Here is a 22,009-nt window from a genome sequence, read left to right as displayed (position 1 = left end):
TCTTTAGAACAACAATTTCTACAGGAATGAAAAATAAAGATTACGACCTTATATGTGTAGGCGCAGGAATAATGACTGCTACACTAGCTTTAATTACCAAAATATTAAAACCAGATCATAACATATTAATTCTAGAACGTCTAGATGACGTAGCCCTAGAAAGTAGCGCTGCATGGAATAATGCCGGTACAGGACATAGTGCACTATGTGAGCTTAATTACTGTCCCGAAAAAAACGGAACGGTAGACATTAAAAAAGCGGTGGATATTTGTACACAATTTGAGATGTCTAAGCAATTCTGGAGTTTTCTAGTAGATCAAAATCTTATCAAAGACCCTCAATCTTTTATCAATCCTGTACCACATAACAGCTGGGTTCACGGTAAGGATAACGTAGAATATCTAGAGCACCGATATGAAAAAATGAAGGAACACTTTATGTTTAACACCATAGAATATAGTACCTCCATTGAAAAGATGAAAGAGTGGTTTCCGTTAATTATGGAAGATAGAGATGGTAGCGATATTATGGCTGGATCACGTATAGATCGTGGTGCAGAGATGAATTTTGGAGCGCTGACTAGACATTTATTTGACATTTTAGAAAACGAATATGGCGTTACTGTTAGTTGCAATGAAGAGGTACAAGATGTAGATCCTGATGATAATATAGAATGGGATGTCATTACAAAGAATACCATTACTGGTAACGAGAGACATTTATGTGCTCATCATGTATTTATAGGCGCTGGTGGCGGTAGTTTATTGCTACTTCAAAAAGTAGAAATAGATGAGAAAGAAGGTTATGGTGGTTTTCCAGTAAGTGGTGCATGGCTAGTCTGTAAGAATAAAGAAATTATTAAACAGCACCTAGGTAAAGTATATTCTAAGGCAGGACCTAACGATCCACCTATGAGTACACCGCATCTAGACACTAGGTATGTGAATGGAAAACGCGAGTTGCTATTCGGTCCATTTGCTGGTTTTAGTCCTAAGTTTTTAAAGAAAGGTTCTTATCTAGATCTGTTTAAATCTATTAAAACAGGTAATATCAAACCTATGCTAGATACCTTTTGGGACAACCTACCTCTTACCCAATACCTGATCCATCAAGTATCCATGTCCTTTGATGACCGTATGGATGATTTGAGAAAATTCTATAAAAATGCAAAAAATGAGGACTGGGAATATAAAGTTGCCGGACAGCGCGTTCAAATAATTAAGAAAGACGATTATAAAGGCGGACAGCTACAATTTGGTACAGAAGTAATATCAAGTAAGGACGGCAGCATCACTTGCTTACTAGGTGCCTCTCCAGGAGCATCTACATCGGTAAAAATAATGCTAGATGTTCTAGAAAAAGCTTTCCCAGAAATAGCAGAAGACCCAAAATGCTTAGAAAAACTACAACAAATGATTCCGTTTTATAAAACAGATGTTACTGAAGAATTGTTCCATCAAGAACTAGTAAAAGCACAGCAACTACTAGAACTAGACAAACCATTAGTATAGATTCTTACCTATCTTGATTTAATAATAAAAAAGGAAAGCTGTAACTAGCTTTCCTTTACTCTTTTACTCATGCTCTTTTAAAGCTATAAGCATTATAAATGCCCAGTTCATAAGAACGCGTTACAAACGCTCGCGACGTGGGTATTTAGGGATTTTAATTTTCAATATTTTGGTTGTAATAGTTTTGATTTTAATTATAAAATTTGATAAACTAAAGTTGTTAAAAATTGTGATTCTTTCTATAGCTTCTACTCTCATTATTAATGGAATTTGGACAATTTCTATAAATCAAAATGAAGTCTCTGAAGAACTGTGTTCAAAACTAGAGGTATCTGATAATAAATTATCTGGAGAATATTTAAGTTATTCGGAATACGATTATTTATCTGAAAAACTCACATTTAAGAATATTCCAACTGATAGTAAAGACATAAGATTTGACTTTTCGAAAATAGAAGGTGATCATGAACTATTTAACGTGTCATTTATTATTAGTGATACTACCTTTATAACATCTTATCAGAAATCTAATTTGGAATATGAGATTAAACAAACAATTACTAAGAAAAACGACTCTTTATTTATGATAAAGTATAGAAAAAAAATAATGATTCACCCCTGATGGCGTGAGTGGGCAAATCGCAGAACCTCCTGCTGGCACCAGTATAAACGACCGCTAGTGCCAGTTTGTAACTGGTACCGAGTGTGAGTAAATAAGAGAGTTTAAAAGAATATATAAAGAAGTCTTTTCCACGTCGCGCTCCCCTGCTGGCGCCAGTATACACGGCCGCTAGTGCTAATTTGTAATTAGTACCGAGTTTGAGTAAGTAAGAATAATTTAAAAGAATATAAAGAAGTCTTTATAGTGATGTAAGGGCTTTTTCTTTATACATAGTTAAGTACACTAAGAAGTAAATGATAACTTAAATTATACACAATTTAACTGATAAGCAGTTAATTCTTATTCCATAAAACCTATATCATCAATTTGTAAAACAGTGTGATCATCTTGAAAATTCCTAGCACTAGAGTATTTCCAGTCTACAGGATCTATCACAAAACCTGTTTCTACAGGGTTATTATGAATATAATTTACTTTTTGCTTGATTACGCTAGGGCTCCATAATTCAATAGGTTGATTGTGGTGTTGCCAGAATTGATATTGAGAGGTATTAGCACTTTTCTTACCTGCTCTTTCAAACATCCATAATAACCATTCTTTTCTGCTTTCTTGAGGATTTTCTTTAATTGCTTGCAACACTTTCTTTGCAGTATATTTTTTAAAATCTCTCAGTAATTCTGATGGTTGATCAATAGATGATCTAAATATTAAATGCACATGACTAGGCATGAAACAGTAAGCATATAATTCCATTGATTTATGCTTTCTACAATATTCTATACTACTGGCTAACTCATTAAAATAAACATGTCTCGTAAAGACATCTACCCAGTTAACTGTTGCAAAACTTACAAAGTAAGCACCACTTTTATTATGGAATTTATACTTTCTACTCATCAACTAAATATACGGAAAGTTAAAATAATTTATTAAGAGTTAATTTTTTAAAACAACAAAGTCTGTACGTGTTGCACAGACTTTGTTATTCTTAGTATTTCACTCATACTCGGTACCAGTTAAAAACTGGCACTAGCGGTTTGTATACTCGCGCCAGCAGGGGATGAACAAACAACTTTTTCATAAATTAAATCGTCTGACTCCATGCTTAATCGATGATGTTCTAGATTAAAATGATCCATGAAGAATTCGAATTCATCTCCATTAATATGCTTTCTTAATTTTATATTGGCGATCACTTCATTAAAACTATGTGATTCTTGTTCTTTAACGATCTTAGAGAAGATTTCTTTGTTAGCATGATCATTATAAAAATCAAAAGAAGAAAGCTCTATTATTTGTCCATTATCTTTGACAAGAACAGGACCTGTACCTATAAGAATGAATCTATCGTTAAAGTTACTTTGAATATACTTTTTAGAAGAATAAAAATAATACGAGCATTTATTTTCTTCATCTCGGACCACTTTCGTGATAACATTGTTGGTACCGATAATATCATTTAACAACTCCATACATCAAGTCTTTTGCTTCTTCTTTCTAGCGGCAGGGAACAATACGTTGTTTAAAATCAAGCGGTATCCTGGACTGTTAGGGTGCAAACTCAATTCTGTAGGTGGATCTCCTACTCTATGCTGGTAATCTTCTGGATCGTGACCACCGTAAAAGGTAAAGAATCCTTTACCGCGTATTCCATGTATGTATTTTGCTTCTTTGTTGGCTCTATTTTCTCCTAGTACGAGCACATTTTTCTTTACTTCAGGTCTGTAAAAACTAGTGGTCTGTCCCATAAAACCTTTAACTAGACTGGTGTGATTCTGGTTTAACATGGTAGGAATAGGATCCCATTTTGCGCTAAAATCCATTAAAGAAAAGTAATCCAACTCTCTTTTAATATCACGCTTTGTAGTCATATCTATAGAGCTAAATTCATACACCATAGGAGAACGCTCTAGTTTATAATCGGTAAAGGCAAACGTCTTAGAATAGTCTATCTTATTTTGATAACCAGCCTCACTTGCATCGCCATCAAACATAGGCTCTGCAATATCGACACCTTCAGCACCCAGTGCTATGTCAAAACTGTCTGTTGCACTACACATCGCAAACATAAAACCACCACCTACTACGTAATCTCTAATTTTAAGAGCTACATCTCGCTTTTCTTCACTTACTTTATTGTAACCTAATTTTTGCGCTAGTTCTTCAGCCTTTTTCTTTTCTTCTATATACCATGGTGCTGCTCTATAATTGCGGTAAAACTTACCATACTGACCAGTAAAATCTTCATGATGTAGGTGCAACCAGTCGTATAACAACAGCTCGTCTGACAGCACTTCTTCATCATATACCTTTGTATACGGTATCTCTGCATAGGTAAGAACCATGGTTACCGCATCGTCCCATGGCAATTTACCGCTAGGCGTATAAACAGCTATTTTAGGTGCTTTTTCTAGCAAGACTTCTTGCATATTTTGTGATGGGCTAGCGACTAGTTCTAGGATAGAGCTTACCTCTGCCTCAGACATCTCTTCATAGCTCACACCTCTCACTATCAGCTCGTTTTTAATCTCTTGCACGTTAGGCACTAGAAAAGAACCACCACGATAGTTGAGCAACCACTTTACTTTGGTCCCTTTAGAAAGTACCCAATAAGAAATCCCATAGGCCTTTAAATGGTCCGACTGTGTGTCTGCATCCATTGGGATAAATAAATATTGTGCCTGTGCAAATAGCCCACTTGCACATAGTAATAACAGTAAAAAATATCTTTTAAACATTCTTGATAATTATGTTGATCTCGCTTTCGCGAAAGCGGAATTATAACCCACTAATTCCTAAATTATAAAAGCAGTCCACTAATATAAGAATTGAAAACGAGATGTAAAGCAATAATTAAATCAAGTCTTAGAACTAGAAAGGCATGTCGTCGTTAGGGATGTCAAATGCATCTCCTGGACTTGCAGCCTTAGGAGAGTCAAATGCGTCTGGTTTAAATGTGTCGTCGTTTGCGGCATTCATTTTAGAACCAAATTCTTCTGGAGCTCCAAAAAACTGATCGAGGTTATCAAACTTACCGAACTGACCTAAGAACTTTAAACGTATAGAGTCCGTCGCACCGTTACGGTGTTTTGCTACTATAAATTCACCTTGATCCTTAGTCGGGCTGCGGTCGTCGTCATCCCATTCTTCTAGGCCATAATATTCTGGTCTATAGATAAAGGATACAATATCTGCATCTTGCTCGATCGCACCAGATTCACGCAGGTCAGATAGTAGTGGACGTTTAGACCCACCACGAGATTCTACCGCACGAGATAGCTGCGATAGTGCTATTACTGGCACAGAAAGCTCCTTAGCTAGTGCTTTAAGGTTACGCGAGATAGTTGAAATTTCTTGTTCACGGTTACCACCTTTGGCACCTGTTTGCGCGGTCATTAACTGCAGGTAATCAATCATGATTAACTTGATACCATATTGAGAGGCAAGTCTTCTACATTTTGCACGCAGGTCAAAGATAGAAAGCGATGGCGTGTCATCAATAAAAATAGGAGCACGTTCTAAATCTTTTACTTTTACGTTTAACTGTTCCCACTCATGCGCTTCTAACTTTCCTGTTCTAAGCTTTTCAGAACTCAGTCCAGTTTCTGAAGATATTAAACGTGTAATTAACTGTACCGAACTCATCTCTAGAGAGAAAAATGCCACCGGTATATTACTACCTACAGCCACATTACGAGCCATACTTAGTGTAAAAGCTGTTTTACCCATACCTGGACGTGCAGCGATAATAATTAAATCGGACGGCTGCCATCCACTCGTTAATCTATCTAGATCTGTAAAACCGGTAGGTATACCAGATAGACCATCACGATTTGCAATTTCTTCAATACGTTCTTTTGCCTGACGTACTAAGTCCATGGCAGTTTCTGTACTTTTTCTTATGTTACCTTGGGTAACCTCATATAGTTTTGATTCTGCTTTATCAAGTAAATCAAATACGTCTGTAGACTCTTCATAAGACTCGTTAATAATCTCTGTAGAGATCTTAATAAGACTACGTTGTATGAATTTTTGAAGAATAATTCTTGCGTGGAATTCAATGTGCGCTGTAGAACTTACTAATTGAGATAACTGTACAAGATAGTGGTCACCACCAGCAGCCTCTAGTTTTTCAATTTTACGCAATTGAGCACTAACGGTTAATAAGTCGACTGGTTTTCCTTCTTTAAAGAGTAGATCAATGGCTTCAAAGATAAATTGATGGCTTTTTTGATAAAAAACATCTGGAGAAAGCAGGTCGATAACCTCATCTACTCCTTTACCATCAATCATCAACGCTCCTATCACAACCTTCTCTAAATCAACTGCCTGAGGCGGTATTTTACCTTTCTCTAGGGTGACAACAGAGGTGTTTCCTGATACATTATTAGCGCGTGCTTGAACTTTTTCCATAGAACTCAAAAGTAGGTTTTAAATAAGGTTTATTAGAATAGGGTTATGATAAGGTAGTCAACAATCGCACCATAAAACACGTTGATAACATGTTGATAACCACGATTGTTTTTTGAAAGCTAGTAAACTTCACTACTACCAAAAAATAATTATTGATTTATAATACGCTTGTTAAGTTGATAAGTCTTTTAACTTTAAAATTAAAAACAAGCGGTTAAAAAAGCTACAAAATTATAGATATAACTTTGTAGCTTTATGATATAATATGGTTTTGTAAAAGGAAGGATTATCCTTTATAAACACCCATGTTTGCATATTTATCCATACGACTATCTACTAGTTCTTTTGAATCTAGATCTTTAAGGTCGTCGTACTGTCTAAGAATACAATCTGCAACAGATTTAAATATAGTCTCTCTATCTTTATGCGCTCCTCCTTGTGGCTCGCGTAAGATCTCATCTACTAGCTTCAACTTTTTCATATCAGTTGATGTCAGTTTAAGAGCATCGGCAGCTTTTTCTTTGTATTCCCAGCTTCTCCATAAAATAGAAGAACAAGATTCTGGTGAGATTACAGAGTACCATGTGTTTTCTAACATGACTACTTTATCACCTACACCTATACCTAGTGCTCCACCACTTGCACCTTCACCTATAATCATAACGATAATAGGTACTTTAAGGCGTGTCATTTCAAGAATATTTCTAGCAATAGCCTCACCTTGACCGCGCTCTTCAGCTTCTAGACCTGGATAAGCTCCTGGAGTGTCCACTAATGCTACGACAGGCACACCAAATTTTTCGGCACTTTTCATTAATCTAAGTGCCTTGCGGTAACCTTCTGGATTTGCCATACCGAAGTTGCGGTACTGACGTGTCTTTGTGTTAAAACCTTTTTGCTGACCTATAAACATGAAACTTTGCTCGCCTATTTTACCTAGACCACCTATCATCGCTTTGTCATCTTTAACATTGCGATCACCGTGTAGTTCTAACCAGGTATCACCACATATAGCTTTTATGTAATCTAAGGTGTATGGACGGCTAGGATGACGTGACATTTGTACACGTTGCCATGCCGTAAGGTTAGCATATATATCTTTGCGAGTTGCTTTAAGCTTTTTCTCTATTTGTTTAATGGTTGCACTAACATCTACATCACTTTCCTGTCCTATCGCTAGTGTTTGCTGAAGCTTTTCTTCCAGCTCTTTAATCGGTAATTCAAATTCTAAATACTCCATATTAGGGAATTCATATTTTGGGTCAACAAATATAGTGATATGAGTTGAAGTATACGTCTAATTGATTTTGAAACTATACCTAATTCTAAAACAATCATAACTTCTACACTTTAAAAAAACACACTAAAAAACTGATTTAAAGATATTTGAACTTCAAAACAACAACTTTTCAAAACGATATAAAATAGCAATGAATTCTTTACTTAAAACGGAATGACCCTAGATGAATAATTAAGCTCAATATTCACTAAACACGTAAAGTCTCCTACTATAAAAGAGTACTGCCTGCCTATGTCATTAAATAGGAAACAACATCTATTTCTTAGCCAGTCGTGTTTTCAATATTCCATTACTTATGATTACCGCTAGAATAACTAAGGCACCTATATAGAATTGTGGTGTCATTTCTTCAGAATCTCCTAGAATAAGATAGGCTAGAAAAATCCCATAAACCGGTTCTAAATTTGTGGTTAACATAACGGTATAAGCACTCAACACCTTCATCACTTTTACACTTGCTATAAAAGCATAAGCAGTACAAACTGAAGCTAGAATACCTAACCACAACCAGTCCATTTGAGTAAGTGCTGTAGGTAGTACAAAATCTACTGGCAAGAATATAAAAAAGGTAGAAAGCAATACCACACCGCTAGACAATTCATAAAATGATATCAATGATGGCGGATGATCCTTTGCCCATTTTACATTCATAATAGAAAATACAGCACTCAAAAAAGCACTTATTAATCCTAATATCATACCTGTTACATACTCCGTCTCTATCTGGAAAATATAATATAGTGCACCTATTATCACTGCTCCAAAAATAAGCTCGTACCACACAAATTTCTTAGAAGTAAATATAGGTTCTAGCAACGCTGTGAAAAACGCTCCCATACTCAGCATAGCCAGTGTTACAGAAACGTTAGATTCTTTTATTGCACCAAAGAAAGTAACCCAGTGCAATGCTATTACCACGCCTGCTAATAAGAAACCTAGAATACGTTTGCGCGGTAAAGCTCCTTTACCTACTAACTGTAATGGAATTTTTTTCCATTTCATATAGATAAATATGAGTGCTACTGCAATACTCATGCGCCACCATACTAGCGGTATAGAGTCGATACTTATTAACGCACCTAATACTGCGGTAAAACCCCAAATAAATACTATAAGATGTAAGTGAAGGTAATTGAGTAATTTATCGTCTCGCATTTCTTATCAGGAAAAGTGCCACTATGGCAAAGAATATATTAGGAAACCATACTGCTATCCATGGATCAAAGGTACTTTTCTCTGCAATGGTACCGAATACCTTATCGAGAAAAACATAAGTCATCGCTATCACTATACCTATAGCAAGATTAATTCCCATACCACCACGCTTTTTAACAGATGACACTGCGACCGCTATTATGGTAAAAATAAAAGCACTTACCGGTATCGAGGTACGCTTGTACTTCTCTACATAGTAAATATTCATATTTGCATTACCGCGCTTTTCTTCTAACTCTATAAATTCATTGAGCTTTGCATACTGGTAGGTTTCCGCTATATACTCTGATGGTGTGAGTTCTGCAATGTCAAAATCAAAGAGCGTGTCTTTTTTCTGCTCACGTTCTATTTTCTCTCCATTTTCAAGAATGATTCTTTTCTTATATCCACTTAAAGTGTAGGTACTGTCTTTAAACTTTATACGGTTGGCATAGATTTTATACTTCAACTCATTTTCTTCAAAATGTTCCAGTGTAAAATCAAAACCTGTCTGACTAGAAGACTGGTAATTACTTACATAAATGTAATCGTTATCATTTATTTGCCTAAAAACATTGGTCGTTTTTTTATCACCTCCACGTTTAAAGTATTTGTACTGAAACTCATTAAACCCTGCGGCAGAGTCTGGCACAAATACAGCACTAAAAATCAACGCACCCACACAGACTATACTCGCACCTATTATATAAGGACGTAAAAATCTATTAAACGAAACACCAGAACTTAAAAAGGCAATTATCTCTGTATTCATAGCCAGTTTTGATGTAAAAAACATGGTAGAAATAAAGAGGAATAAAGGAAATAAGAAATTAGAAAAATACACCGTAAAATCTAACAGGTACACAAAAACCTCACCAGCAGGAACATCCTTACTTATGATTTTACCCACCTTTTCTGCAATATGCACTGTTACCATAATAGGTAAAAACAATGCCAGTAACAGCAAGAATGCACCTAAGTACCTTTTTAATATGTATTTATCTAATATACTTAACACTAGAGTCTGTTATCTAATTGTTTTACCATTTTATCCTTCCACGTAGAGAAATCTCCAGCAAGAATATGCTTGCGCGCCTCTCTCATTAACCATAAATAGAAAGAAAGATTGTGTATGGTACAAATTTGTCTACCTAGCATTTCATTAACCGTAAATAGATGACGCACATAAGCCTTAGTATAAGCCGTATCTACCCATGCATAATTTGCAGGATCTAATGGAGAAAAATCTTCTTCCCACTTCTTATTCTTCATATTCATAGTACCGTGAGCCGTAAAGATCATACCATTACGACCATTACGAGTAGGCATTACACAATCGAACATATCTACACCTAATGCTACGTTTTCTAATAGATTAATAGGCGTACCTACACCCATAAGGTAACGTGGCTTCTCTTTAGGTAAAATAGCAGTAACCACTTCAGTCATGGCATACATTTCTTCAGCAGGTTCACCTACAGAGAGTCCACCTATGGCGTTACCAAATTGCTCTGTTGCTGCGATAGCCTCGGCACTTTGCTTTCTTAAATCTATATAAGTACTACCTTGTACAATAGGGAAAAGCGTTTGCTTGTGTCCATAAAGATCTGGCGTCTCGTCAAAACGAGTAATACATCTCTTCAACCACCTATGAGTCATATGCATACTACGACGTGCATAATTATAATCACAAGGATAAGGTGTACACTCATCAAAAGCCATGATAATATCTCCACCTATACTGCGCTGTATATCCATCGCACGCTCAGGAGTAAACGTATGGTAAGAACCATCGATGTGAGACTTAAACTTTACACCTTCTTCTTTTATCTTTCTATTAGAACTTAAAGAATACACCTGGTAACCACCAGAATCAGTTAGAATAGGTCTATCCCAATTCATAAACTTGTGCAGTCCACCAGCTTTTTCTAGAATATCAGTTCCTGGGCGCAAGTACAAGTGATATGTATTACCCAAAATAATATCTGGATTAATCTCTTGTTCTAGCTCTCGCTGGTGAACTCCTTTAACCGTACCTACCGTACCTACCGGCATGAATATAGGCGTCTCAATTTTCCCATGGTCAGTGTGGATTACTCCAGCTCTCGCCTGACTCTTTGGATCGTTTTGTAATAAATCAAATTTCATGAATGGCAAAGATACTATTTGTTAGTTATGAGTTAAGAATTAAGCGTTAAGAGTTTTTGATATGTTTCGCTTTCGCGAAAGCGAGAACAACATCCAGCCCATTCCCTACCTTATAACTAGCATACTTTTTACATATTTACGTTCTATTGTTCACAAAACCTATCATATCGTTAATAACTGACCAAAGTATTAAACCATCTTATAAGTCAATAGTCTTATTTTTGAAGGATCATTTAAAAACTCCAAAATGGCTGATACACAGCACTTAAAAGATTTAGTAACGCAAGTACGTCGCGATATCGTTAGACAAGTACACGCCGTAAGTAGTGGACACCCAGGTGGATCGCTAGGTTGCACAGAATTTCTAGTAACTCTATACAACGAGGTTATGGATCACGACCCATCTTTTAACATGGATGGTGTTAATGAAGATTTATTCTTCTTATCAAACGGTCACATATCTCCAGTTTTCTATAGTGTATTAGCTCGCTCAGGATATTTCCCTGTAGAAGAGTTAAGTACTTTTAGAAAATTAAACACAAGATTGCAAGGTCACCCAACTACACATGAAGGCTTACCTGGTGTACGTATAGCAAGTGGCTCTTTAGGTCAAGGAATGAGTGTTGCTATAGGTGCAGCTGCTGTAAAGAAATTAAACGGTGACACAAAAACTGTCTTTACTTTACACGGTGATGGTGAATTACAAGAAGGTCAGATCTGGGAAGCTGCTATGTATGCTGCGGCAAACGATGTAGACAATCTTATTTCTACTATAGACGTTAATGGACAGCAAATAGACGGTAGCACAGACCAGGTACTAGCTCTAGGTGATCTAAGAGGTAAATTTGAAGCCTTCGGCTGGAAAGTAGTTACGGTTACAAAAGGTAACGATGTAGACGCTGTTCTTGCAGGTATAAAAGAAGCTCTTACTCTTACAGGTAAAAAGCAACCTATATGTATTTTATTACACACTGAAATGGGTAATGGAATAGACTTTATGATGGGATCTCATGCATGGCATGGAATTGCTCCTAATGACGAGCAACTTGCTGAGGCATTAAGACAGAATCCAGAAACCTTAGGCGACTATTAATTTAAAAGAGCATCTGCCCAGCAGATTTTAGATATGAAAATTTACGAAAACACAGGAAGTAAAGACACGAGATCCGGATTTGGAGATGGACTTACTGAACTAGGACAAAAAAACGAAAATGTAGTAGCACTTTGTGCAGACCTTACTGGATCGCTTAAAATGAATGCTTTTGCAAATAATCATCCAGAGCGTTTTTTCCAAGTAGGTATTGCCGAAGCTAACATGATGGGAATGGCAGCTGGTATGACTATAGGTGGTAAAATACCTTTTACTGGTACGTTTGCAAACTTTTCTACTGGTCGTGTATATGACCAGATCAGACAAAGTATTGCTTACTCTGACAAGAATGTAAAAATATGTGCTTCTCACTCTGGATTAACTCTAGGTGAAGATGGTGCAACACACCAGATTCTTGAAGATATAGGATTGATGAAAATGCTACCAGGCATGACAGTAATCAATACTTGTGATTATAACCAAACTAAAGCGGCAACTCTAGCTATCGCTGAACACCACGGACCTGTTTATTTAAGATTCGGTCGTCCTAAGGTAGCAAACTTTACTCCAGAAAACGGAGAGTTTAAAATAGGAAAAGCTGTCTTACTACAAGAAGGAACTGATGTAACTATTATCGCTACTGGACACTTAGTTTGGGAAGCGCTAGAAGCTGCAAAAGCTCTTAATGAAAAAGGAATAAGCGCAGAGGTAATTAACATTCACACGATAAAACCTCTGGACGAAGAAGCTATAATCAAATCTGCTAAGAAAACAGGTTGCGTAGTGACTGCTGAAGAACACAATTTCTTAGGCGGTCTAGGTGAAAGTGTTGCGAGAACTTTATCTCTTAACCATCCTACTCCACAAGAATTTGTCGCGACTAACGATACCTTCGGTGAAAGTGGAACACCAGCACAATTACTAGAAAAATATGGCTTAAATGCTGAAAATATCGCTCTTAAAGCTGAAGCGGTAATTAAAAGAAAGTAATTTACTTACACTCATAAATCAAAAGAGTCTTTAATAACATATTAAAGACTCTTTTTTATTTAGCCTATTTTAAAAACGATAGGCTATTTTTGGAACTATAGAAAAAGAATTTAAATCTCTAGTAACAGCTCTCTCCATCTTAAATGGTGTGTATTGAACGTCCATAGAAAATTGCACCATAGAACTATCATTAAAGGTATGGTCCCAAGATAGACCAGGTGCTATCAATACAGAATTGATACTGTCATAATCTAGCGCTTGCGTTCCTGCAGTTTCTAGCGGATCAACAAATATAGAAGCTATCCCTAGAGCAATACCAAAACCTAGCTTATCATTAGATTTTTGATAGATATACTTATTAAACTTTATATATCCATTAATAATAGATGTTGCTTCTATCTCAAATTGTTCTATTCCATCTGTTATTAGAAAAAACTCTTTTTGCTGTGGTACAGCCAGCTGTATTCCTAATTCAAAAGATCTATTTCTTTTTAAATCTGGCACAACGTAAGCCAATTCAAACAGAGGTGAATTATCAATAAATTGAGATAACTCTCCATTGGGCAACCAATAACCTACACCTATTTTCAAAAACGAGTTTTCTAAAGAAGATTCGAGAGCATCAACCTCATCATAGTCATAATAATCTTGAGCAGATAAGGAACATGCAGCTAGTATAGCTATCGTAGTAATAAGAAATGCTTTCATAAGTTGTAATTTTATAATTCAAACTTATAGCGATAATCACATTTAAATTTGCAATAAATCAAACCTAAAGAAATATCATTTGCGAAAATCACAACTGCACTGAAATAAAAAAAGGAGCTTCATGTAGAATGAAGCTCCTTTTTATAAAGTCTTTTATGAGAAGTATTATCTATGAATCTGCATCTAGATAATCAGGGATACCATCACCATCAGAATCTAAAGCGTCATCTGGATTTCCATTACCATTAGGATCTGCATTTTCTAAAGCTGTAGGTATTCCATCACCATCATCGTCATCATCTAGATAATCTGGGATACCGTCTCCATCTGTATCTAGTGCATCGCTAGGATTACCATTACCATTAGGATCTGGACCTTCAAATCTATTCTGGATACCATCACCATCGATATCGATATTTACCTCATTAGAGTCTAAATAACCAGGTATTCCATCGCCATCAAGATCTTCAGCATCGCTAGGATCACCATCACCATTAGGATCTGGGTTCTCAAAAATAGTAGGCACTCCATCTCCATCATCATCTGCATCTAGATAGTTAAAACCACCTATTAAATCTTCATCAGTATTATCTCTATCGTCAGGAGATTGCAAATCTAAATCACCATCCAGATCTTCAAATCTTGAAAGAATACCATCACCATCATGATCAGACAAATTAACTTTTCTTAATTGGTAAGTAAAAATAATAGGAGAATAAGCAGGTATACCTGTAAGAGACGTACTAAAATAAGCCAATCCAGAAGGCATAAAAACTGCTCCTACTCCAGAGTCTGTAAAAGAAAAAGTACCATCAGCATTTGCTGTTATGGCAGTTGCCTCATTCAATTCTGACACACCAGCAGCAAATCCATCTACCACACCACCAAAGACACTTGCTCCAGGTAAATCAAACCATATAGAATTAGTAGACCCATCAAACACACTGTTATCCAATAACAACCCTTCATAAGAAACCAGCGTACTGTCTGCAAACGTAGGACTCAAAGCACCACCACCCTGACGTACGTTTAATGTAAAATAAGTATAATCTATACCATCTCTAGTTAAAACCCTAGAGTTAACCTGGCTTGCAAGTGGCGTTTTACCAGCATTTACATCTGCTATAGTGTCAAAAACTATATTAAAATCTGCACCTGCAGGGTTAGTTGCAAATTCTTCATAGTTATAAAAATGAGTATTTAAATACTCCTGCAATTCTGCAAGATCTTCTGTATACACCTCATTCCTATCTCTTATTACAACATCGTTATCATCGTCAGACCCACAAGAGACCAACACCATTCCTATTGCAAGAAAGGATAATAAATACTTAATTTTTTTCATCATCAATTTTTAAAGCGATCAAAGATAGTATTTTCAACTATTTTTGTAGTGATGTGATAACGTTTAATAACAAAGCTTCTTATGCGAGTAGACAAATATTTATGGAGTGTACGATACTATAAGACCAGAAGTAAAGCGACAGATGCCGCAAAAAAAGGTCGTATTAGAGTAAATGACTCTATTGTAAAACCTGCTAGAGATGTATATCCTGGCGACATTATTCAATTGCGTAAAGATCAAATAGAATATAAGGTAGAAGTACTAGATCTACCAGACGGCCGTGTGGGTAACAAGATTGTTAGCCTATATAGACTAGATCGTACGCCTCAAGAAAATTTTGATGCAAAGAAACTTATAGCCTTAAATCAGGATTACTACAGGATTAAAGGAGAAGGACGACCTACTAAAAAAGATCGTAGAGATCTTACTAATGTCTTGAACCAAGAGGAAGAAGAATGAAACACGGTAAAATTTATTGGGAAAACAGATATAAGAACAACTCTACCGGTTGGGATCTAGGCCATCCATCTTTACCGCTTACCCATATTATAGATAATTTGCGTGACAAGAACAGTAAAATACTAATTCCTGGAGCTGGCAATTCTTATGAAGCGATTTATTTAATAGAATCAGGTTTTAAAAATGTTACCGTACTCGATATTGCTAGCCAGCCTTTAGAGTCGCTTAAAAAGAAGTTTTTACTTAATGATAACCTTAAAACGGTACAAGATGATTTCTTTCAACACACTGGGAAGTATGATCTAATATTAGAACAAACGTTCTTTTGTGCTTTGGAAACTCGCTTTCGCGAAAGCTATATAAAAAAATGTCATGATCTATTAAATGAGAATGGTCATGTAAAAGGTGTTCTATTTGATTTTGACTCTCAAAGAACGGAACCACCATACACAGGAAATAAAGAAGAATATATCAAGTTGTTTGAGAAAAAATTTGATATCATTGAAATGAATAGATGCCAGACATCTGAAGATTCTAGAAAAGGAAAGGAACTCCTAATAAATATGAAAAAGAAATGATTAAAAATGAAATTCTAGACCATAATCAGGTACAACATAAAATAAGAAGAATTGCTTATCAAATAGCCGAAGTATATTTAAACCACGACCGCATCATACTAGCAGGAATAGTGGGCGGCGGTTATACGTTTGCAAAAGAGCTTAAAAAGGCTCTATCTAAAATAATAGACACAGAAATTGTTTTGTGCAAAGTAACCATAGATAAGACCAACCCACTTGCAGCTATTCAAACCAGTATACCTACTAGTGACTACGAGAACAAAGGAGTAATTATTTGTGATGACGTCCTGAATAGTGGTACTACCTTAATATATGCGGTAAAGCACTTCTTAAATGTACCACTAGATCGTTTAAAAACAGCTGTATTAGTAAATAGAAACCACAAAAAGTACCCAGTAAAAGCAGATTTTAAAGGCCTCTCTCTTTCTACTACTATAGAAGAACATATAGAGGTACAGTTAGAAAAGAAGCCCTTTAGTGTGATGCTAGAATAAACTAGCCGCTATTTGCTGTGCAACTTCACTTGCAGTTTCTTCATCTACTTTTATTTTTAAACTGGCCTGATTATAAAATGGTCTACGTTCAAATAAATGCTTTCCTATAAATTCTAACATCTCTTCTTCAGAATTCACATTCTGTAGAAGAGGTCTTTGGTCTTTCTCTTTCATCAACCTATCAGATAATATAGGTATAGGAATATCTAAATAAACCGTCTTTACATCTTCTAGATTATTTAGAAAGTTCATAGAATCAAAATAACATGGTGTACCACCACCTAATGATAAAACCATGTTTTTATCTAAACCCATTAATTTTTCTAAAACTTCTTTTTCCTTCTTTCTGAAGTAAATTGCACCTTTCGTCTGAAAAATTTCAGAAACTTTAATTTTTTCTTCTTTTTCTATTTCAAAATCTAAATCTAAGAAATCAAAAGAGATATCGCTTGCAAGATACTGACCTACAGTAGATTTGCCCGACCCCATATATCCTAATAAGATTATTTTAAACGCCATTTTTTATATTTTTCTAATTAAAAATAAGATTTTTTAAAAATAATCTAAAAAAAATTAGGTTGGAAGAAATAAAAAGCGGTATATTTGCAGCCGCTAACACGAAGATCTGGTAGCTCAGTTGGCAGAGCATCTCCCTTTTAAGGAGAGGGTCCTGGGTTCGAGCCCCAGCCAGATCACAACAATTGTTAACGAGAAAGTCCTTAATTTATTAAGGACTTTTTTTATTTACCTGGGTGCTGAAATTGGTAGACAGGCACGGTTGAGGGCCGTGTGTACTTTGTACGTGTGGGTTCAAGTCCCATTCCAGGTACAACACAAAAGCTAGATAATATTTATGTTATCTAGCTTTTGAATTTTAAGACCTTTTCTTAATCATTTTTACATAAGCCCCTGTCGCATTCCATATCTATTTTAAGAACCATAGAGACACTTTGTGATTTTATAAAGTTAATAACGTAACATATGTTAATTAGGCGGTTAAAACACCTTAAACGCTCTACATACATAAATACTCATTCCTACCAATAGATCAACCTGCTTTATACTATCATCTATTTAATAATTGATTGCTTTTAAATGAAATCGGTACTTGATTTTTGCTAGGTAAAATAGAGAATCATAGATAAAGAAATACTTGCAAGAATCCGGTTTACCATCACCCTGTTAGTAACAGGACTCCTCTAGTACGAGGCTAGACCTTCATTATACATAGAGCATTTGCTTAAAAAGTACAGTTAGACGACTATAATTACTAATTGAGTTACGCTTTCGCGAAAGCGAATTCAAAACCATCACTGCACCTAATTATATAGCAAGGCCTTTTTTACTCTAAACAGAAAACCAGTTCATGCAAAATCAATAAAAATGAATCGCATATAGTTTATCAAGAATTTACTTTAATAGTTAATTAAATATCAATTTAGTTCGTGATAAGTAATTTTGTTTAACTTTACCGCGTAATAAGTAAACAAATTAGTTTTGATAAAAAGTAAGTTCAGTATTAAAGACCTAGAGAATTTGAGTGGTATCAAATCTCACACGATAAGAATCTGGGAGAAACGATACAATCTATTAGAACCAGACAGAACAGAAACTAATATAAGAACTTATGACCTCAGTGCATTGCGCAAGATTTTAAATGTTAGCTATCTTAAAAATGCTGGTATTAAAATATCTACAATCGCTAGTTTAACGGGCAGTGATATTGAAAATCAGGTGCGTAATCTAGCTATAAGAAATAATAAAAACGACCACGCCATACAAGAGTTAAAACTTGCGATGGTTAACTTTGACCAGACCATGTTCAGTAGAGTTTATGACTCTGTACTGCAAGAGGTAGGTTTTACAGGTGTTTTCTATGATTTGTTCATTCCCTTTCTAGAGGAATTAGGTTTCTTATGGCAGTCTAAAACTATCAATATTGCGCATGAACATTTTATCAGTCATTTGATTAAACAAAAGGTTCTTATCAATTTAGAGAAAGTTCAATATCGATCTAAAAATGATAGCGATAGTGTTTATGTGCTATTTCTACCTGAAAATGAAATGCATGATCTAGGATTATTATTCTTAAATTATGAGTTATTAAAAAGAGGTAACAAAACTATTTACCTAGGTGCCAGCATGATACTAGATGATTTGCCTTTCTTCAAAAACAAAGGTGTTAATCCTACGTATATAACCTACGTAACTGTACAACCTGTAGAAAAAGAGCTACCATCTTTCTTAAAGAAATTTAACCGTAAAGTGAACCGAGATAGTGATATAGAACTTTGGATTTTAGGACAAATGGCTCAAAAAATAAAATCAGAACAGTTATCTGATAATCATAAGGTCTTTAAAGGCATATCAGACGTTATAAATAATATACCTCAATTAGTAGAAGCATGAACAAAGTAGCAGTTATAGGATCTGGGTTTTCATCACTTGCAGCAGCTTGTTATCTAGCAAGAGACGGCTACGAAGTTACTATCTATGAAAAGAACGACACTGTCGGTGGTAGAGCGCGCAGACTTGTTAAGGATGGTTTTACCTTTGACATAGGTCCATCATGGTACTGGATGCCAGATATTTTTGAGAGATTCTTTGCAGATTTTAATAAAAAACCTTCTGACTATTATCAGTTAGATAAGCTTAACCCTGCATACTCTGTTGTTTTTGAAGATGATAAAATTGAAATAGCAGATAATCTAGAAGACATTAAATCTACTTTTGAAAAAGTAGAAAAAGGTAGTTCAAAACCTTTACAACAATTTATGTCTAAGGCTGAGGAAAACTATGAGATCGCGATTAAAAATCTTGTTTATAGACCTGGAGAGTCTCCGCTAGAATTGATTACACCACAAACTGCTCAAAAAGTAGGAGCTTTTATAGGCAACGTTTCTAAAGATGTAAGAAAGAAATTTACTAACCCAAAATTAGTTAGTATCTTAGAATTTCCTGTTTTATTTCTAGGTGCGACACCTCAAAACACACCTAGTTTTTATAACTTCATGAACTATGCAGATTTCGGTTTAGGTACATGGCATCCTAAAGGTGGTATGTATGAAGTAATTCTAGCTATGAAAAAACTTGCCGAAGATCTAGGTGTAGTTATCAAGACAGAGAGTCCTATAGAAGAGATTCTTGTTGATGAAAAAGGTAGAATAGAAGGACTAATTACTAAAGGACAAAAACACCTTTACCCTATTGTTCTTTCTGGTGCTGACTATCATCACTCTGAAACACTATTGCCTAAAAAACACAGACAGTACTCTGAATCCTATTGGGATAAAAAGACTTTTGCTCCTAGCTCATTGATCTTTTATGTAGGTTTTGATAAGAAGTTAAGGAATATAGATCATCACAATTTATTCTTTGACACTGATTTTACAAAACATGCAAATGAAATCTACGAAGACCCTAAGTGGCCAGAAGAACCTTTGTTTTATGCAAATTTCACGTCCCTAACAGATCCATCTACAGCACCAGAAGGCTGCGAGAATGGTTTTTTCCTTATTCCGCTAGCACCAGATTTAGAAGATACTCCAGAATTAAGAGAAGAGTATTTCAATAAAATCATGAAAAGATTTGAATTGCGAACCGAACAAAATGTAACAGATCATATTATATTTAAAGAATCATTTTGTGTTAATGATTTTATATCAGAGTATAATAGTTATAAAGGTAATGCCTATGGAATGGCTAACACTTTATTACAAACTGCTTTTCTTAGACCTAATTTAAGAAGTCGCAAAGTAAAAAACCTATATTTTACAGGTCAGTTAACAGTACCAGGTCCTGGAGTGCCACCGTCACTTATATCTGGAAAACTAGCAGCTGAACTTATTAAAAAAAATGACCACTAATGAAGAGCTTATTTGATAAAGTTTCAAGAGAATGCAGTAGAGCTGTAACACATAATTACAGCACATCATTTTCACTAGCCAGTAAAATGTTAGGACCTAGCATACGTCAGGATATCCATAATATTTATGGATTTGTAAGATTTGCAGACGAGATCGTGGACACTTTTCACGATTATGATAAACGCGACTTACTAGACCGTTTTGAAGAAGATGTAAAAAGAGCTATCGATGATAAGATAAGTCTAAACCCTATTTTGAATTCGTTTCAAGAAACAGTTAATAAATACGATATCACACCAGATATGTATGGTGCCTTTATTCACAGTATGCGTCTGGATCTAGATAAATCCATTTATCTAACTGACGAAGAATATAGAAATTACATCTATGGAAGCGCAGACGTCGTAGGGCTTATGTCTTTAAAAGTCTTTGTAAAAGGTGATATGGAGAAGTACAACGATCTTAAAGATGACGCCATGAGATTAGGTAGTGCCTTTCAAAAGGTGAACTTTTTGAGAGACCTTAAAGCAGATCTTGACACGCTAGAACGAAGCTATTTCCCAAATACAGATCTTCATGATTTAAGTGAAGAGGACAAAGCCAGACTTATTCAAGAAATAAAGGAAGACTTTGATGCTGGTCTCAAAGGTATTCAAAGATTACCTATAGAAGCCAAATTAGGAGTTTATACCGCATACACGTATTATAGAAGACTTCTCACTAGATTAGAACGCACTCCTTCTAAAGAAATTAGAAACGCAAGAATACGCGTGCCTAACTACGAGAAAATATTTTTATTGTCCAAAGGCTATATGGCCTATAAACTCAATATGATCTAAACATGGATGTACTATACTGGATAGCCATATTTATTGCCACATTTTGCATCATGGAATTTAATGCCTGGTGGATGCACAAATATGTCATGCACGGTTTTTTATGGAACCTGCATGAAGATCACCATCATAAACAACACGATAGCTGGTTTGAAAAAAACGACTTCTTTTTTGTCTTTTATGCTGCAATAAGCATAGGTTTAAAACTAGTCCATAGTTTTTATGACATCTGGTGGACATTACCCTTAAGTGCTGGTATTCTAGCATATGGTATTGCGTACTTTATAGTGCACGATGTTTTTATACATCAACGTTTTAAGTGGTTGCGTAAAGCAAATAACAAATATGCCAAAGGATTGCGACGTGCTCATAAAATGCACCACAAACACTTGGGTAAAGAAGATGGTGAAAACTTCGGTATGCTAGTTGTCCCGTTCAAGTATTTTAAATAATTT

Annotated in this window: 21 protein-coding genes and 2 tRNA genes; 12 read left to right on the top strand and 11 right to left on the bottom strand. The window is 35.4% G+C overall.

The window, feature by feature from the left end; genetic code table 11:
* Window positions 1-26 precede the first annotated feature (26 nt).
* Window positions 27-1,511, top strand: a complete 1,485-nt coding sequence (gene mqo / locus ACJJVJ_RS14300) for a malate dehydrogenase (quinone) (RefSeq protein ID WP_405371107.1) — start codon at window positions 27-29, stop codon at window positions 1,509-1,511.
* Between the two features lie 961 nt (window positions 1,512-2,472).
* Here mqo and ACJJVJ_RS14295 read toward each other — a convergent pair.
* The 8 genes from ACJJVJ_RS14295 to tgt form a co-directional block, all read right to left on the bottom strand.
* Window positions 2,473-3,030 carry an REP-associated tyrosine transposase gene (locus ACJJVJ_RS14295; protein ID WP_405371105.1) on the bottom strand — a complete coding sequence of 186 codons (558 nt, stop codon included), beginning with the start codon at window positions 3,028-3,030 and terminating at the stop codon, window positions 2,473-2,475.
* Window positions 3,031-3,149: 119 nt separating this feature from the next.
* Window positions 3,150-3,605, bottom strand: a complete 456-nt coding sequence (locus tag ACJJVJ_RS14290; protein WP_405371103.1) for a hypothetical protein — start codon at window positions 3,603-3,605, stop codon at window positions 3,150-3,152.
* Window positions 3,606-3,608: 3 nt separating this feature from the next.
* Window positions 3,609-4,871: an asparagine synthetase B gene (locus ACJJVJ_RS14285; protein ID WP_211289304.1), complete on the bottom strand. Its 1,263-nt coding sequence runs from the start codon at window positions 4,869-4,871 to the stop codon at window positions 3,609-3,611.
* Between the two features lie 133 nt (window positions 4,872-5,004).
* A complete protein-coding gene (gene dnaB, locus ACJJVJ_RS14280; protein WP_104516698.1) occupies window positions 5,005-6,546 on the bottom strand; it encodes a replicative DNA helicase in 1,542 nt (513 codons plus the stop codon).
* A 286-nt stretch (window positions 6,547-6,832) separates the two neighbouring features.
* Entirely contained in the window at window positions 6,833-7,786 is a 954-nt protein-coding gene (locus ACJJVJ_RS14275; protein ID WP_104516699.1) for an acetyl-CoA carboxylase carboxyltransferase subunit alpha, read from the bottom strand.
* Between the two features lie 315 nt (window positions 7,787-8,101).
* Window positions 8,102-9,001, bottom strand: a complete 900-nt coding sequence (locus tag ACJJVJ_RS14270) for a DMT family transporter (RefSeq protein ID WP_405371101.1) — start codon at window positions 8,999-9,001, stop codon at window positions 8,102-8,104.
* Window positions 8,988-10,058, bottom strand: coding sequence for an LptF/LptG family permease (locus ACJJVJ_RS14265; RefSeq protein WP_104516701.1), 1,071 nt, complete (start codon window positions 10,056-10,058; stop codon window positions 8,988-8,990). Before ACJJVJ_RS14265 ends, ACJJVJ_RS14270 begins: the two co-directional genes overlap by 14 nt.
* Window positions 10,058-11,188: a tRNA guanosine(34) transglycosylase Tgt gene (gene tgt, locus ACJJVJ_RS14260; protein WP_104516702.1), complete on the bottom strand. Its 1,131-nt coding sequence runs from the start codon at window positions 11,186-11,188 to the stop codon at window positions 10,058-10,060. The genes ACJJVJ_RS14265 and tgt overlap by 1 nt, the downstream gene beginning before the upstream one ends.
* Before the next feature lie 247 nt (window positions 11,189-11,435).
* On the opposite strand from tgt, the gene ACJJVJ_RS14255 reads away from it, so the two are divergent.
* A complete protein-coding gene (locus tag ACJJVJ_RS14255; RefSeq protein ID WP_405371098.1) occupies window positions 11,436-12,281 on the top strand; it encodes a transketolase in 846 nt (281 codons plus the stop codon).
* A 33-nt stretch (window positions 12,282-12,314) separates the two neighbouring features.
* Entirely contained in the window at window positions 12,315-13,268 is a 954-nt protein-coding gene (locus ACJJVJ_RS14250; RefSeq protein ID WP_405371096.1) for a transketolase family protein, read from the top strand.
* Window positions 13,269-13,337: 69 nt separating this feature from the next.
* On the opposite strand, the gene ACJJVJ_RS14245 is transcribed toward ACJJVJ_RS14250, so the two are convergent.
* Together ACJJVJ_RS14245 and ACJJVJ_RS14240 are read right to left on the bottom strand one after the other, a co-directional pair.
* Window positions 13,338-13,976, bottom strand: coding sequence for a hypothetical protein (locus tag ACJJVJ_RS14245; RefSeq protein ID WP_405371094.1), 639 nt, complete (start codon window positions 13,974-13,976; stop codon window positions 13,338-13,340).
* 169 nt (window positions 13,977-14,145) lie between these two features.
* Entirely contained in the window at window positions 14,146-15,321 is a 1,176-nt protein-coding gene (locus tag ACJJVJ_RS14240; RefSeq protein WP_104516706.1) for an FKBP-type peptidyl-prolyl cis-trans isomerase, read from the bottom strand.
* An 81-nt stretch (window positions 15,322-15,402) separates the two neighbouring features.
* Here ACJJVJ_RS14240 and ACJJVJ_RS14235 point away from each other — a divergent pair, with 81 nt between their 5' ends.
* Genes ACJJVJ_RS14235 through ACJJVJ_RS14225 form a run of 3 tightly spaced genes read left to right on the top strand, consistent with a single transcriptional unit; the run spans window position 15,403 to window position 16,852 of the window.
* Window positions 15,403-15,780 carry an RNA-binding S4 domain-containing protein gene (locus ACJJVJ_RS14235; RefSeq protein WP_104516707.1) on the top strand — a complete coding sequence of 126 codons (378 nt, stop codon included), beginning with the start codon at window positions 15,403-15,405 and terminating at the stop codon, window positions 15,778-15,780.
* A complete protein-coding gene (locus tag ACJJVJ_RS14230) occupies window positions 15,777-16,358 on the top strand; it encodes an SAM-dependent methyltransferase (protein ID WP_405371092.1) in 582 nt (193 codons plus the stop codon). Before ACJJVJ_RS14235 ends, ACJJVJ_RS14230 begins: the two co-directional genes overlap by 4 nt.
* The gene (locus ACJJVJ_RS14225) at window positions 16,355-16,852 is read left to right on the top strand and encodes a phosphoribosyltransferase family protein (protein ID WP_405371090.1); all 498 of its coding nucleotides are present in this window, start codon (window positions 16,355-16,357) and stop codon (window positions 16,850-16,852) included. Before ACJJVJ_RS14230 ends, ACJJVJ_RS14225 begins: the two co-directional genes overlap by 4 nt.
* On the opposite strand, the gene ACJJVJ_RS14220 is transcribed toward ACJJVJ_RS14225, so the two are convergent.
* Window positions 16,844-17,371 (bottom strand): shikimate kinase, encoded by a 528-nt coding sequence (locus ACJJVJ_RS14220; protein WP_405371088.1) that lies wholly within the window; start codon window positions 17,369-17,371, stop codon window positions 16,844-16,846. The two genes, ACJJVJ_RS14225 and ACJJVJ_RS14220, sit on opposite strands and share 9 nt — an antisense overlap.
* 103 nt (window positions 17,372-17,474) lie before the next feature.
* Here ACJJVJ_RS14220 and ACJJVJ_RS14215 point away from each other — a divergent pair.
* From ACJJVJ_RS14215 to ACJJVJ_RS14190, 6 genes are all read left to right on the top strand, one after another.
* Window positions 17,475-17,547, top strand: a tRNA-Lys gene (locus ACJJVJ_RS14215).
* Between the two features lie 51 nt (window positions 17,548-17,598).
* A tRNA-Leu gene (locus tag ACJJVJ_RS14210) sits at window positions 17,599-17,681 on the top strand.
* Between the two features lie 668 nt (window positions 17,682-18,349).
* Window positions 18,350-19,261 carry a MerR family transcriptional regulator gene (locus ACJJVJ_RS14205; protein ID WP_104516537.1) on the top strand — a complete coding sequence of 304 codons (912 nt, stop codon included), beginning with the start codon at window positions 18,350-18,352 and terminating at the stop codon, window positions 19,259-19,261.
* Complete coding sequence (locus ACJJVJ_RS14200; RefSeq protein ID WP_405371087.1) at window positions 19,258-20,718, top strand: phytoene desaturase family protein; 1,461 nt, start codon at window positions 19,258-19,260, stop codon at window positions 20,716-20,718. The genes ACJJVJ_RS14205 and ACJJVJ_RS14200 overlap by 4 nt, the downstream gene beginning before the upstream one ends.
* Window positions 20,718-21,557, top strand: coding sequence for a phytoene/squalene synthase family protein (locus ACJJVJ_RS14195; protein WP_405371085.1), 840 nt, complete (start codon window positions 20,718-20,720; stop codon window positions 21,555-21,557). Before ACJJVJ_RS14200 ends, ACJJVJ_RS14195 begins: the two co-directional genes overlap by 1 nt.
* Before the next feature lie 2 nt (window positions 21,558-21,559).
* Entirely contained in the window at window positions 21,560-22,006 is a 447-nt protein-coding gene (locus tag ACJJVJ_RS14190) for a sterol desaturase family protein (protein ID WP_104516531.1), read from the top strand.
* The last annotated feature ends 3 nt before the right edge of the window (window positions 22,007-22,009 follow it).

Origin of the sequence: Nonlabens sp. Asnod2-A12 (genome assembly GCF_045063745.1) — a bacterium.
In the GTDB taxonomy this organism is placed as follows: Bacteria; Bacteroidota; Bacteroidia; order Flavobacteriales; family Flavobacteriaceae; genus Nonlabens; species Nonlabens xylanidelens.
The sequence above is the reverse complement of the archived record's forward strand: the minus strand, read 5'-3'. Positions and strand labels throughout refer to the sequence as shown.

What these genes read in the sequence shown, in the direction of transcription:
- mqo (WP_405371107.1), top strand. Translation starts at nt 27, where the DNA reads ATGAAAAATAAAGATTACGACCTTATATGTGTAGGCGCAGGAATAATG.
- ACJJVJ_RS14295 (WP_405371105.1), bottom strand. Translation starts at nt 3,030, where the DNA reads ATGAGTAGAAAGTATAAATTCCATAATAAAAGTGGTGCTTACTTTGTA.
- ACJJVJ_RS14290 (WP_405371103.1), bottom strand. Translation starts at nt 3,605, where the DNA reads ATGGAGTTGTTAAATGATATTATCGGTACCAACAATGTTATCACGAAA.
- ACJJVJ_RS14285 (WP_211289304.1), bottom strand. Translation starts at nt 4,871, where the DNA reads ATGTTTAAAAGATATTTTTTACTGTTATTACTATGTGCAAGTGGGCTA.
- dnaB (WP_104516698.1), bottom strand. Translation starts at nt 6,546, where the DNA reads ATGGAAAAAGTTCAAGCACGCGCTAATAATGTATCAGGAAACACCTCT.
- ACJJVJ_RS14275 (WP_104516699.1), bottom strand. Translation starts at nt 7,786, where the DNA reads ATGGAGTATTTAGAATTTGAATTACCGATTAAAGAGCTGGAAGAAAAG.
- ACJJVJ_RS14270 (WP_405371101.1), bottom strand. Translation starts at nt 9,001, where the DNA reads ATGCGAGACGATAAATTACTCAATTACCTTCACTTACATCTTATAGTA.
- tgt (WP_104516702.1), bottom strand. Translation starts at nt 11,188, where the DNA reads ATGAAATTTGATTTATTACAAAACGATCCAAAGAGTCAGGCGAGAGCT.
- ACJJVJ_RS14255 (WP_405371098.1), top strand. Translation starts at nt 11,436, where the DNA reads ATGGCTGATACACAGCACTTAAAAGATTTAGTAACGCAAGTACGTCGC.
- ACJJVJ_RS14250 (WP_405371096.1), top strand. Translation starts at nt 12,315, where the DNA reads ATGAAAATTTACGAAAACACAGGAAGTAAAGACACGAGATCCGGATTT.
- ACJJVJ_RS14245 (WP_405371094.1), bottom strand. Translation starts at nt 13,976, where the DNA reads ATGAAAGCATTTCTTATTACTACGATAGCTATACTAGCTGCATGTTCC.
- ACJJVJ_RS14240 (WP_104516706.1), bottom strand. Translation starts at nt 15,321, where the DNA reads ATGAAAAAAATTAAGTATTTATTATCCTTTCTTGCAATAGGAATGGTG.
- ACJJVJ_RS14235 (WP_104516707.1), top strand. Translation starts at nt 15,403, where the DNA reads ATGCGAGTAGACAAATATTTATGGAGTGTACGATACTATAAGACCAGA.
- ACJJVJ_RS14230 (WP_405371092.1), top strand. Translation starts at nt 15,777, where the DNA reads ATGAAACACGGTAAAATTTATTGGGAAAACAGATATAAGAACAACTCT.
- ACJJVJ_RS14225 (WP_405371090.1), top strand. Translation starts at nt 16,355, where the DNA reads ATGATTAAAAATGAAATTCTAGACCATAATCAGGTACAACATAAAATA.
- ACJJVJ_RS14220 (WP_405371088.1), bottom strand. Translation starts at nt 17,371, where the DNA reads ATGGCGTTTAAAATAATCTTATTAGGATATATGGGGTCGGGCAAATCT.
- ACJJVJ_RS14200 (WP_405371087.1), top strand. Translation starts at nt 19,258, where the DNA reads ATGAACAAAGTAGCAGTTATAGGATCTGGGTTTTCATCACTTGCAGCA.
- ACJJVJ_RS14195 (WP_405371085.1), top strand. Translation starts at nt 20,718, where the DNA reads ATGAAGAGCTTATTTGATAAAGTTTCAAGAGAATGCAGTAGAGCTGTA.
- ACJJVJ_RS14190 (WP_104516531.1), top strand. Translation starts at nt 21,560, where the DNA reads ATGGATGTACTATACTGGATAGCCATATTTATTGCCACATTTTGCATC.